Raw genomic sequence first — 12203 nt, forward strand, 5'->3', positions numbered from 1 at the left:
CACCCGGTAGCGCCGAGCCATGCTCGGCGAGCGCGCAGCGCGGCCTGTGTCAGACCTCAGCTGGCTGGGCGCACCCAAGCGTCAGCCGGTATTCTGCACGCCCTGCGACACCCCATTGACACACGCCACCAGCGCGCGCAGCAGGTCGTCGTCTTCGCCGCCGCTGGCCCGCCAGCGCTGCAGCAGATCCACCTGCAGCACGCTGATCGGGTCCACGTAGGGGTTGCGCAGGCGGATCGACAGCGCCAGCCGCTGGTCGTGCTCCAGCAGTGACGGCTGGCCGGTCAGCGCCAACAACCAGCGCTCGGTCAGGGCCCACTCGTCCTGCACCTTCGGGAAGAAGCTGCCGTGCAGTTCGCCGGACAGCCGTGAGAACTGTTCGGCGATGGTGATGTCGCCCTTCGAGAGCACCATCGCGATGTCATCCAGGAAGGTGCGGAAGAACGGCCAGTCCTGCGCCATCTGCCGCAGCGTGTCTTCGTGGCCGGCATCCACCGCGGCCTGCAGGCCAGTGCCCACACCGTACCAGCCCGGGATCACCGCACGCGCCTGGCTCCAGGCGAACACCCAGGGAATGGCGCGCAGGTTGGTCAGCGCTGCGTCCTGGCCCAACCGGCGCGAGGGACGCGAACCCAGTGTCATCCGCTCGATCACATCGATCGGCGTCGCGGTGCGGAAGTAATCCATGAAGCGCGGTTGTCCGACGAACGCACGGTAGGCGGTGCTGCTCGCATCGGCCACCATGTCCATCACCGGCCGCCATGCCTCCTCGCGCGGCTCAGGCGCGCGAGGACGCAGGCTGGAACGCAGCACCGCGCCGGTGGCCTGCTCCAGCGAGCGCACCGCCAGCGCGCGGATGCCGTACTTGCGATGGATTACTTCGCCCTGTTCGGTGACCCGCAGACGACCGTCGATGCTGCCACGCGGCGAGGCATCGACCGCGTGCGTGGTTTTACCACCGCCGCGACTGATCGAACCACCGCGGCCATGGAAGAAGGTCAGCGCGATGCCGTTCTCAGCGGCCACGTCCAGCAGTTCCACCTGGGCGCGCTGCAGGCCCCAGCGCGATGCCGCGATGCCGCCATCCTTGCTGCTGTCGGAGTAACCCAGCATTACCATCTGCACGTCATTACGCGATGCCAGATGAGCGCGATAGACCGGATCGGCCAACAGGTCGCGCAGGGTCGCGGTGCCATGACGCAGATCGTCCACCGTTTCGAACAGTGGTGCGATGTCCAAGGGTACAGCGCCCTCCTCATCCACCAATCCGCCGCGGCGGGCCAGCGCCAGCACGGCCAGCACGTCACCGCGATCATGCGCCATCGAAATGATGTAGCTGCCCAGCGCATCGGCACCGTGGCGTTGGCGTGCGTCAGCGAGTGCGGCGAACACCGCATCCAGGCGTTGGTTACCCTCTTCATCGGTGACCGGCAGCGCCTCGTCACCACTGGCATACGGCCCCAGCAGCGCAGCACGCGCTGCGACGTCGCGGGCCTGCCAGGCGTCTTCGCCGTCCAGCGACAACGCCAGCGCACGTGCATGCACGCTGGATTCCTGGCGTACATCCAGCCGTGCCAGATGGAAGCCGAACGTCTTTACTCGCCACAGCAGCCGCTGTACTGCAAAGCCGCCGGCGTGTTCCCCGCGATTGGCGATCAGGCTGTCCAGAATCAGCTGCAGGTCCTCGATCAGCTCACCCGGGCCCGCATAGGCGCCGTCGCCATCATCCAGCGTCGCCTGCAGGCGAGCGCGCATGCGGTCGTTCAACAGGCGGTACGGCATGTCGGCATGGCGCGGCCGCGACTGCACGTCGGGCAGGCGCTGCAGATAGTCGTCCAGCCTTGCCTTCAATGCAGGACTCACCGCCACCCGCTCGGTGGACTGGCTGAGCAGGCTGGCCAGCTGCAGCAGTTCCTTCTGGTACTGGCCCAGCACCGCGCGGCGCTGCGCATCCAGTGTGTTGCGGATGGTGCTGGCATCCACGTTGGGGTTGCCATCCATGTCGCCGCCCACCCATGTGCCGAAGCGCAGCAGGCGTGGCAGCGGCAGATTCTCGCCGTAGGTGTCGCGCAGCGCCTGCTGCAGCGACTCGTACAGCACGGGAATCACGCGGTACAGCACCTGCACCAGATAGAAGCCGACATGTTCGCGCTCATCATCCACGGTCGGCCGCACCGGTGAGGAATCGGTCGTCTGCCAGGACGCGGTCAACGCCATGCGGAAGCGTGCATCGTCGGCAGCCGCTTCCCCGGGCGTTCGCTGGCCGTCCAGGTTGTCCACCAGGCTGGCGACCATCAGTTGCTCTTTCTCCAGCAACGCGCGTCGCACCGCCTCAGTGGGATGCGCGGTAAACACCGGCTCGATGTCGATGCGCGGCAGCCAGCGTTCCAGCTCGTTCAACGTCACGCCCTGCGATTTCAGGTGCTGCAGCGCATCCTGCAGGCCATCGGGCTGCGGGGCGTGCGTGCCAGCGCGCTGGTAATCGCGGCGTCGGCGGATGCGATGCACACGCTCGGCGATGTTGACCACCTGGAAGTACGTGCTGAAGGCCCGGACCATCGCCTCGGCCTCCTGCGGCGAGCGGCCCGCCAGGCCGTCGGCCAGGTCGGACAGCGGCGACGCGTTCTCGCGGCGGGCAATGGCCCGCGTGCGCACACTTTCCACGTCGTCGAAGAACGCCTCTGATACCTGCTCCACCAGCAGGTCGCCCACAAGGGCGCCAAGCCGGCGCACATCGTCGCGAAGCGGGATATCGGGGGTGGCGAACATGATGCTGCTGCGGAACTCGTTCATCGGCGACGCACGAACCTCAAGCCAGGAGCCTGTACCAAGCGTAGCGCAGTTCAATTGCGTGCCGACGGTTGGTTTCAACGGTGACGGCCGCGGCCTCGATACAGACGGCCGCCGCGTCGGTAGTGACGGCCGCTGGCCGTCAGATGCATCCGGCTCCGGTCACCGGCCGATGCGCTCGCCCTTGCCGATGGTCTGTTCCAGCCAGCGCTCACTCTCGGCCAGCATGGTCATGATCGACTCGCGTGCGCGGTACGCGTGCGATTCGTTGGGCAGCATCACCAGCCGCGAGGTCCCACCCAGTCCCTTCACTGCCGCGAACATGCGCTCGCTCTGCATCGGGAAGGTGCCGGAGTTGTTGTCGTCCACGCCGTGGATGAAGAGGATCGGGTCCTTGATGTTGCCCGCGTAGTTGAAGGGCGACATCTTCAGATAGGTGTCCTGCGCCTGCCAGTAATTGCGCTCCTCGGCCTGGAAACCGAAAGGTGTCAGCGTACGGTTGTAGGCACCGCTACGGGCGATGCCGGCTTTGAACAGGCGGCTGTGGGCCAATAGGTTGGCGGTCATGAAGGCACCATAGGAGTGCCCGCCGATGGCGATGTGGTCGCGGTCGGTAACGCCGCGCCGTACCACTTCATCCACCGCGGCCTGTGCGTTGGAAACCAGCTGCTCCAGATACGTATCGTTGGGCTCCTTGTCGCCCTCGCCGATGATCGGCATGGTCGGGCTGGCCAGCACCACATAGTCCTTCGCAAGGAACGCCTGCGGACCCCAGTAGCTGATGGCATTGAACAGATAGGGCGAGCCGGTGACCTGACTTGCGGCTGCCGCACTCTTGTACTCGCCCGGGTAGGCCCACATCAGCAGCGGCCGCGGGCCATCGCGCTTGGGGTCATATCCCGGTGGCAGCAGCAGCGTTGCAGTGAGGTCAACGCCATCCTTCCGCTTGTAGCGGATCTGTTCCTTGCTGACACCCCGCAGCGCCGGCAAGGGATGGGCGAAGGTGGTCAGCGCGCGCGGTGCCACGCCAACGGCAGCGTCACCCAGCGGCTGCACGTAGAAATTCGCGGGCTGCTCCGGGCTCTCGCGGGTGAACAACAGCGACGATGCATCAGCACCCAGCAGGGCGATGGGCACCGAGTACGTCGGCGCCTGCGAATGGAAGAGCCGCGTGGTCTTGCCGCTGGCCAGCTCATAGCGGTCAAGGAACGGCCGGTCGCCTTCCGGCGATGCACCGGCTCCATAGAAGTAAATACTGTTGCCATCGGCGCTGGTCTGCAGCAGCGCGCGGCCGTTGTCATCGCGCAGCGTGCCCGGCTTGCCCGGATCGCTGTAACGGTCCTGTGCATCGCGGTCGAACAGCAGCCTCGGATCGGTCGCTGCCTCATCCGGGGCGATCAGCCAGGTCTTGCTGCGGCGCGTCTTCCACCACGCTTCGTTGAGCAGGGCCAAGTCACCGCGCGCCCAGGTGATGCCGGCATAGCGGCTACCCAGTTGCGCCAGCGTCACCGGCGGTTTGTCGAACGGTGCGGCCTGCATCAGCACCGCATCGCGGATCGCCGCCTCGCGGTTCGGGTCGCCGCCGTCCTGCGCCTCGGCCCATACCAGGGTTGCCGGCACATCCGCGCGCCAACTGATGTCCCGCACGCCGGTCACCTCGGCGTCGTTGCCGGTCGGCAGGCCCTCCACCAGCGGCCGCACGGCGACGGTGTGGACCAGCTTGCCGCCGCGGTCGAGCACCTCGATGCGGCGCGGGAAGCTGCTCACCGGCACCACATAGGAATAGGGCCGCTGCGCACGTTGGCTGAGCAGGTAGCCGCCATCAGGCGACAGGCTCAGGCCGAGGTATACACCGGCCATGCCCACCGCCTTTGCCTGTCCGTCCAGACCGATCTCGGTCGGTTGGCTGGTGGCGTAGTAATCGAACAACCGGGCGTCGGCTTCGTTCTTCAGCAGGTCCTGATAGGTGCGGATGGACACCACACCGGCGCCCGCACTGGTCTGCTGCACGGCCGGGCCGGTGGGGGCGACATCGCTGGACGGTGGCGCGCCTGCGTTGGCAAGGCGGCTCATCACCAGCAGGCCGCGACTGTCCGGCAGCCATTGGTAGCCATCGCCGAGCACGGTATTCAGGTCACCGCGCAGGCGTCGTGCACTGGCATTGGCCACGTCCACCAGCCACAGCTCATTGGCGCCACTCGCCGGATCGACCTGGTTGAAGGCCAGCCACTTCTGATCCGGTGACCACGCCAGGCTGGCAACAGACAGCACGGGCGGCAGCCCGCTGATCTGCCGGTCCTTGCCGTCCCCGATGCCCATCAGCCACAGCTTCGCACCGTAACTGAAGCGGCTGTCAGAGAACGTGCGCGGATTGATGCGGCGGCCGGCGAGCTTCAGCTCGGGCTGCGCCACCACGCCAATGGAGGGCAGCGGCGGCATCTGCAGCATGGCGGCCAGGTCACGCTGCGGCGACAGGAACAAGCCGGGTGCGCGCGGCTGGTCGACGACCGCCTGCAACGCGGCGGAGGGAAGCTGGTAGCCGGCGACCTCGGTACTGGCCGTTGTCACCTGCGGGGTCGCGGCCCACGCGGTCGGCATGACCGCCAGCAACGCCATCGACAGCACCGCCCCCTTCCATCGGCCCGAACGCCGCACACGCTTGCTCATGTCCACCCCTTCAGTTGCTTGTTGAACCCCGACCTTAACAGCCGCCGCGCCGTTCACACCCTGCCGATGGTTGGGGCCCCCCCGGGCCGCGATATAATGGGCCTCTTCCCCTGCCGAGGGGCGCTGCGACCGGACAACCCGGCCAGGCTCGGAGGGTGGCAATGTAAAACGGCGCCCGGCTAGATACGAGCAACCGCTCGTCCACAACCGGAGCAATGAATGAACGCTGTTGCCAAGACCTTCTCCACCGAAGGTGATTACAAGATTGCCGATATCTCGCTGGCCGACTGGGGCCGCAAGGAACTGGACATCGCCGAGCACGAGATGCCGGGCCTGATGTCGATCCGCCGCAAGCACCAGGCCGACCTGCCGCTGAAGGGCGTGCGCGTGACCGGCTCGCTGCATATGACCATCCAGACCGCCGTGCTGATCGAAACGCTGAAGGACATCGGCGCGGACGTGCGTTGGGCGTCGTGCAACATCTTCTCCACCCAGGACCATGCGGCCGCTGCGATCGCCGCGACCGGCACCCCGGTGTTCGCCTGGAAGGGCGAGACGCTGGAAGAGTATTGGGACTGCACCCTGGACGCGCTGACCTTCACCCTGGCCGATGGCACGCTGACCGGTCCGGAACTGGTGGTCGATGACGGCGGCGACGTCACCCTGCTGATCCACAAGGGTTACGAGCTGGAAAACGGCAGCACGTGGGTGAACGAGCCGGCGGCATCGCACGAAGAACAGGTCATCAAGAACCTGCTCAAGCGCGTGGCCACCGAGCGCCCGGGTTACTGGGGCCGCGTCGTCCAGGATTGGAAGGGTGTCTCTGAAGAGACCACCACCGGCGTGCACCGTCTGTACCAGCTTGCCCAGGCCGGCACGCTGCTGATCCCGGCGATCAACGTCAACGACTCGGTCACCAAGAGCAAGTTCGACAACCTGTACGGCTGCCGCGAGTCACTGGCCGACGGCCTGAAGCGCGCGATGGACGTGATGCTGGCCGGCAAGGTGGCCGTGGTGTGCGGTTACGGCGACGTCGGCAAGGGCTGCGCGGCCTCGCTGCGTGCCTACGGCGCGCGCGTGGTGGTTACCGAGATCGACCCGATCTGCGCCCTGCAGGCGGCGATGGAAGGCTTCGAGGTCAACACCCTTGAGTCCACCTTGGGCCGTGGCGACATCTATGTCACCACCACCGGCAACAAGGACATCATCCGCATCGAGCACCTGAGCAAGATGAAGGACCAGGCCATCGTCTGCAACATCGGCCACTTCGACAACGAGATCCAGGTCGATGCCCTGAACGCCCTTGCCGGCGTGCAGAAGATCAACATCAAGCCGCAGGTCGACAAGTACGTGTTCGACAATGGCAACGCGATCTTCCTGCTGGCCGACGGCCGCCTGGTGAACCTGGGCTGCGCCACCGGCCACCCGAGCTTCGTGATGTCCAACTCGTTCGCCAACCAGACGCTCGCGCAGATCGACCTGTGGGCGAACAAGGACAGCTACGAGAAGAAGGTGTACCTGCTGCCGAAGAAGCTGGACGAGGAAGTGGCGCGTCTGCATCTGGAAAAGATCGGCGTGAAGCTGACCACGCTGAGCAAGGAACAGGCCGATTACATCGGCGTGCCGGTGGAAGGTCCGTTCAAGCCGGATCACTACCGCTACTGATCCAGCGGTTCACCGCGATGATCCATGGACGGGCGCCTTCGGGCGCCCGTTTCTGTTTGAGGACTGCCGTTGTGCCTGTCGAACACGGTAGCGCCAAAGGCAGCGGCAGGAGCCGCTGCCACCGTGCACCGCTCGGCATACCGTCCGATCGCGCAGAAGATCGCACGGGTGAGCCGCGCCAGATCACCCGGCGCCAGCTCCACTTCCAGGCCGCGCCGTCCCGCACTGACATTCAGTGTTGCCAGCGACTCGGCGCTGATATCGATGAACGTGCGCAGCCGCTTCTTCTGCGCCAGCGGACTGATGCCACCGACCAGATACCCTGTCGCGCGCTGCGCGGCGTCGACATGGGCGAGCTCGCACTTACGGCAATTTGCGCTGTGCGCCAATGCTTTCAGATCAAGCTGCCCGGACACGGGCACGAGGGCGACCAGCAGTTCGTGGCCCTCGGTACTGACCACCAACGTCTTGAACACCTGTTCCGGCATCAGTCCCAGCTTTTCCACCGCCTCGTGACCGAAGGAATCCGCGTGCGTGTCATGGACGTAGCTGCGCACGGTGTGATCGATCTTTTCGCGCTTGAGCAGGTTGATGGCGGGCGTCATCGCGCCATGGTAGCGCCGAGCCGTGCTCGGCGAGCGCAGCGGCGGCTCCTACACGGCCAGCCGGCAGGGCGCAGAGCACCGCGCGGGGCGCTCGCCGAGCGTGGCTCGGCGCTACCAGGGCCGCTGATCGGCCCACACGCTTCCCGCCTGCGCGCATCGTTGGTAGCGCCGCTGATCGGCCCACATGCATCACGCCTGCGCGCATCGTTGGTAGCGCCGAGCCGTGCTCGGCGAGCGCAGCGGCGGCCTCTACACGTCCAACCAGCAGGGCGCAGAGCACCGCGCGGGGCGCTCGCCGAGCGTGGCTCGGCGCTACCAGGGCCGCTGATCGGCCGACACGTATCCCGCCTGCGCGCATCGTTGGTGGCGCCGCTGATCGGCACGCACGCATACCGCCTGCGCGCATCGTTGGTAGCGCCGAGCCGTGCTCGGCGAGCGCAGCGGCGGGTTATGGGCGCCAGTTGGCGTTGCTGTCCCAGAACGCGACCGCTCGCGCGTAGGCATTGCGGTCCAGCGGCACGCCGGATCCGCCCTCTTCCACGCCCAGGGCGTTGCGCATCATGGTGATCGGTGCCATCGGCACTTCTTCCGGCTCGGCGGTGTAGATGCAGCCGACGATGCCCCACTCCGCATCGATCGGTGAGCCTTCCTTTGCCAGCTGCTCGGCGCTGTACAGAATCACCACCAGATAGTTCGCCACCGGCGACTCCACGCCTTCGAACCAGCGGACCAGCACCGGCAACTCGTCACGATTGCGCGCTTCATAGCCGCTGCGCAGCAGGTGCTGGTTCTGCGCGGTGATGGGCACGGTCAGGCAGCGGGTGCTTGTCCAGTTTTCATACACGAAGAGTTTGCAGAACGGCGCGTAGCCCTCGAGCACCGTCAAGGGTGCGTGGCCGTTGAGGTGCTGCACGAACTGCTCGGCCGTGCAGTCCTGGATGGTGTTGGCGCGGGGCTTGCGCGGGAACAGGCGGGGACGGGCGAACTCGGTCAGGACGATGGACATGGCAGGCACGGCGGGGCGGGAAACGTAGGCCTAGGGTACAGGCGCGCCGACGCTGACGCGCAGCTCCACACCCAGCGCACGCAGGGCGCCCAGCACCGTGCTGAAGGTCAGCGTGCGGCGGCCGGACAGCTGCCGCTGCAGCACATCGAAGGAGAGCCCACAGGCCTGTGCGATGCGGCGCAGGTCGCCGGGATCGGTCACATCCCGCAACGCCTCGGCCAAGGTTCCGGGATCACCGCCGCTTTCAAAGATGCAGGCATCCAGATGATTGGCGATGTCCAAGGGGGTGCGCGGCCTTTCCTGCTCTACAGCGGTGCGCAGGCCCGTGGGATCGCGCATGCCGTTGCGTTCCAGAAGGCGTTCAACGTGCTGGGCCACCTCGGTGGCAAGTTCGCGCACGTCATCACCGATCAGCGAACGCAGGCGCGCAACAGGGAGAGCGGGATCCGTCATGGGGTTTAGCCTCGCTAACGTGGAGGCCGCCTGCGCCAGGGCGCGAGGCGGCGGACGATGCGGGTTGGAGTACCGGGAGCTAACCAAAAAAACCGGCGGATATGATCCCCACGCATCGCCCGCCAGAGAGCTGGCGCGGAGATGCATTCTCCGCCGTGCCCAGAGGGCAAAACAGAGGCAAAAGGGTTAGCTGTGCAGGACTCCAATCCCGGCCGGTGCTTCTACGTCACCGGCCTGCACATCCTGCCCAGTAGGGCCCGAGCCGGTCCATCAGGAAACCTGCAATGCCACGAGACGGCTGCCGCGCGCTGCCCCGACCTTGATGACTTGCATATCCATCGCGATGGAGAGATATAATGAACTCAAGCCCGCTGCCGCTACCGCCATGACCTCTCTCAGCTTCGAGTTCTATCCTCCCAAGACCGACGAACAGCGCGGCCAGCTGGACCGTACGGCGGCCAAACTGCGCAGCTTCGCGCCCGAGTACGTGTCGTGTACGTTCGGTGCCGGCGGGTCCACCTTGAGCTATACCTCCGAGACCGTACGCCACCTCAAGCAGCACCACCGTTTCGAGTCCGCACCGCATCTGTCCTGCGTGGGCGGCAGCCGGCAGGAAATACGCGAGCTGCTCAAGCTGTACCGCGCCATTGGCTGCACCCGCATCGTCGCCCTGCGCGGCGACCTGCCCTCCGGCATGGGCCATCCCGGCGACCTGCGCTATGCGGCCGAGCTGATCGATTTCATCCGCGCCGAGCACGGCGACGCTTTCCGCATCGAAGTGGGCGCCTATCCGGAAACGCATCCACAGGCGGCCGACGCGCTGACCGACCTGAAGCACTTCAAGGCGAAGGTGGATGCGGGCGCCGATGCGGCCATCACCCAGTACTTCTACAACGCCGACGCCTACTTCCACTTCGTCGATGCCGTACGCCGTCTTGGCGTCACGGTACCGATCGTGCCCGGCATCATGCCGATCTCCAACTTCAGCCAGCTGCGCCGCTTCTCTGAGCAGTGCGGTGCTGAGATCCCGCGCTGGATCAGCCGCAAGATGCAGGCTTACGGTGACGACAGCACGGCCATCCGGGCGTTCGGGTCCGAGGTGGTGGCCCAGTTGTGCCAGCGCCTGCTGGACGGCGGCGCGCCGGGCCTGCATTTCTACACGTTGAACCTGGCCAAGCCCACAACGTCGGTGTTGAAGCTGCTGCGCAGCTGAGGCGGCACACCACCACGGCAGGCCGTGACCCGCTACTCTGCAGGCAATGAACATCTTCGCCGCCTGCCTGCCCCTGCTGCTGTTGGTTTCCGCCGTGCCGTCGGCGCATGCGCAACCGCAGCGCCTCAACCGCTGCACCGACGCAGGGGGGCAGAGCGTTTACACCGACCGGCCGTGTGAGGCCGTGGGTGCACGTGCACGCTTACCCGAGGCCACCGCGCCGGCAGCAGGGAACACGCAGGAGCGCAATACGCTGGGCGCAAGCTGTCCGCGCCGGCTGAGCGAGCTGGTTGGTGCGTTGCGCGGTGCGGTCGCTGCCAATGACGTCAATCGACTCTCGACGCTGTACTTGTGGAGCGCGGTGTCCGACGTCGGTGCACAACGCATCCTCGGCCAGTTGGAATCCATTGCGCGGCGCCCGCTGGTCGATATCGTGCCGGTGTATCCGACGGACGAACCCGATCCGGGCACGCCGCTGGCCGAGTCGACCGGCGATGTAGCGCAGCCGCGCGCGAACCCGATCGGCCTGCGTTTGCACCAGGTGTTGCCGGGTACGGCAACGCCCTCGAGCACCGTGCTGGGCCTGCGGCGGCAGTACGGGTGTTTCTGGATCACGCTGTGAGGTAACGCGGCGCCGGGCTCGGCGGGGGCCGCATGCGCCGCTGCGCTCGCCGAGCGTGGCTATGCCGGTCGTCCTGACCGGCACCCTACGGGCCGTCGCAAGCGACGTTGGCAGCGGCTCCTGCCGCTGCCTTCGGCGCTACCACGGCACGGTCAGTCGGTCGGCCAGAGGCCGCGGATCGCGGCGATGCCCTGTGCGCCATGTCGGCGCGCGGTGGTGATGTCCTGCACGCCCAGGCCACCGAGCGCGTAGATCGGCAGGGCGACCTGTGCGCGCAGCGCGGCGAAGCGCTCCCAGCCCATCGGTGCGGCGTCGGGGTGGCTGGCGGTAGGCTGCACCGGCCCCAGCACCACGAAGTCGCAGCCCAGGGACTGCGCTGCCTGCAGCTGCTGCAGGTCATGGCAGGATGCCGCGACGGGCTGTTCGGCAGGCAGGGGGCGCTCGCGTAATGCCGTCAACTGCTCTGCGCCAAGGTGCACCCCGGTCCCAAGATGACGGGCCAGTTCGATGTCCCGGTTGACCAGCCATTGGCTGACGCCCCGGTGACGACGCACGGCGGACTCGCACAGCTGCGCACGCTGTGGATGATCGGCTGGCAACCGCAACTGGATGCGCTGATGACCTGCGTCGACAGCGCGCCACAGTTGCTCGTGCCAGCGCTCGTTGTCGATGTCATCCTCGAGGGGCGCGGGCGTGATCAGATAGCGATCCGGCTCGCGCAGCGCAGCCACGACCGGCAGGTCGGCCGGCGGCATGGAGTAGCGGCCCAGTTTGTCCGGCGCGACCCAGGTGATGGCCTGGCCTTCACGACCGCGCGGTGTGCCCTTCCAGCTGCGTACATGGCGCACTTCCAGCACCAGGTCCTTGTCCGGGTAGCACTGGGGTACGTCCATCAGCCACTCACCGATGTCCGCTTCGATGCCCAGCTCTTCGTGCAGTTCGCGGGCAAGCGCCTGTTCAGAGGTTTCGCCGGGCTCGCGCTTGCCGCCGGGGAATTCCCACAGACCGGCCAGATCGCTGTGTTCAGTACGCCGGTTGAGCAGCACGCGGCCGCGGGCGTCGGTGATGACGCCGGCCACCACGTGTATCGATCGTTTGGGGGAGGACATGGAAGCAGCATGCCCAAAACGAGTGAGGTGACGCAAGATGCCTGTCCGCCGTAAGCGACCAGACGACAACGGG

The 12203-nt window shown here is 66.6% G+C and carries 8 protein-coding genes, 1 pseudogene and 1 riboswitch; of the genes and pseudogenes, 3 read left to right on the forward strand and 6 right to left on the reverse strand.

The genetic code is table 11. The features are described from left to right. Positions 1-81: 81 nt before the first annotated feature. On the reverse strand, positions 82-2793 hold the full coding sequence (gene ppc, locus IFT58_RS05600) for a phosphoenolpyruvate carboxylase (RefSeq protein WP_192094124.1): 2712 nt from the start codon (positions 2791-2793) through the stop codon (positions 82-84). Positions 2794-2952: 159 nt separating this feature from the next. Further along, the gene (locus tag IFT58_RS05605; RefSeq protein ID WP_192094125.1) at positions 2953-5457 is read right to left on the reverse strand and encodes a prolyl oligopeptidase family serine peptidase; all 2505 of its coding nucleotides are present in this window, start codon (positions 5455-5457) and stop codon (positions 2953-2955) included. Between the two features lie 109 nt (positions 5458-5566). Beyond that, positions 5567-5641, forward strand: a riboswitch (S-adenosyl-L-homocysteine riboswitch). Between the two features lie 35 nt (positions 5642-5676). On the opposite strand from IFT58_RS05605, the gene ahcY reads away from it, so the two are divergent. Further along, complete coding sequence (ahcY, locus tag IFT58_RS05610; RefSeq protein ID WP_188326091.1) at positions 5677-7122, forward strand: adenosylhomocysteinase; 1446 nt, start codon at positions 5677-5679, stop codon at positions 7120-7122. A gap of 140 nt (positions 7123-7262) precedes the next feature. Here the strand turns inward: ahcY and ybaK are convergent. From ybaK to IFT58_RS05625, 3 genes and pseudogenes are all read right to left on the reverse strand, one after another. Further along, positions 7263-7727: pseudogene (gene ybaK, locus IFT58_RS05615) on the reverse strand (Cys-tRNA(Pro) deacylase); the annotation flags it as partial. 448 nt (positions 7728-8175) lie between these two features. Then, on the reverse strand, positions 8176-8733 hold the full coding sequence (locus tag IFT58_RS05620; RefSeq protein ID WP_192094127.1) for a DUF3228 family protein: 558 nt from the start codon (positions 8731-8733) through the stop codon (positions 8176-8178). 30 nt (positions 8734-8763) lie between these two features. Continuing rightward, a complete protein-coding gene (locus IFT58_RS05625) occupies positions 8764-9186 on the reverse strand; it encodes a hypothetical protein (protein WP_192094128.1) in 423 nt (140 codons plus the stop codon). Positions 9187-9571: 385 nt separating this feature from the next. Here IFT58_RS05625 and metF point away from each other — a divergent pair, with 385 nt between their 5' ends. Continuing rightward, complete coding sequence (gene metF, locus IFT58_RS05630) at positions 9572-10399, forward strand: methylenetetrahydrofolate reductase [NAD(P)H] (protein WP_192094129.1); 828 nt, start codon at positions 9572-9574, stop codon at positions 10397-10399. Positions 10400-10445: 46 nt separating this feature from the next. After that, positions 10446-11021, forward strand: coding sequence for a DUF4124 domain-containing protein (locus tag IFT58_RS05635; protein ID WP_192094130.1), 576 nt, complete (start codon positions 10446-10448; stop codon positions 11019-11021). A gap of 152 nt (positions 11022-11173) precedes the next feature. Here IFT58_RS05635 and IFT58_RS05640 read toward each other — a convergent pair whose 3' ends face one another. After that, positions 11174-12130, reverse strand: a complete 957-nt coding sequence (locus IFT58_RS05640; RefSeq protein WP_192094131.1) for a Nudix family hydrolase — start codon at positions 12128-12130, stop codon at positions 11174-11176. Positions 12131-12203 lie beyond the last annotated feature (73 nt).

The sequence above is a fragment of the Stenotrophomonas sp. CFBP 13718 genome, from assembly GCF_014842145.1.
Classification (GTDB): Bacteria; Pseudomonadota; Gammaproteobacteria; order Xanthomonadales; family Xanthomonadaceae; genus Stenotrophomonas.

Excerpts from the sequence above, each read along its gene's own strand:
- IFT58_RS05635 (WP_192094130.1), top strand. The coding sequence starts at position 10,446 with ATGAACATCTTCGCCGCCTGCCTGCCCCTGCTGCTGTTGGTTTCCGCC.
- ahcY (WP_188326091.1), top strand. The coding sequence starts at position 5,677 with ATGAACGCTGTTGCCAAGACCTTCTCCACCGAAGGTGATTACAAGATT.
- ppc (WP_192094124.1), bottom strand. The coding sequence starts at position 2,793 with ATGAACGAGTTCCGCAGCAGCATCATGTTCGCCACCCCCGATATCCCG.
- metF (WP_192094129.1), top strand. The coding sequence starts at position 9,572 with ATGACCTCTCTCAGCTTCGAGTTCTATCCTCCCAAGACCGACGAACAG.
- IFT58_RS05620 (WP_192094127.1), bottom strand. The coding sequence starts at position 8,733 with ATGTCCATCGTCCTGACCGAGTTCGCCCGTCCCCGCCTGTTCCCGCGC.
- IFT58_RS05605 (WP_192094125.1), bottom strand. The coding sequence starts at position 5,457 with ATGAGCAAGCGTGTGCGGCGTTCGGGCCGATGGAAGGGGGCGGTGCTG.
- IFT58_RS05625 (WP_192094128.1), bottom strand. The coding sequence starts at position 9,186 with ATGACGGATCCCGCTCTCCCTGTTGCGCGCCTGCGTTCGCTGATCGGT.
- IFT58_RS05640 (WP_192094131.1), bottom strand. The coding sequence starts at position 12,130 with ATGTCCTCCCCCAAACGATCGATACACGTGGTGGCCGGCGTCATCACC.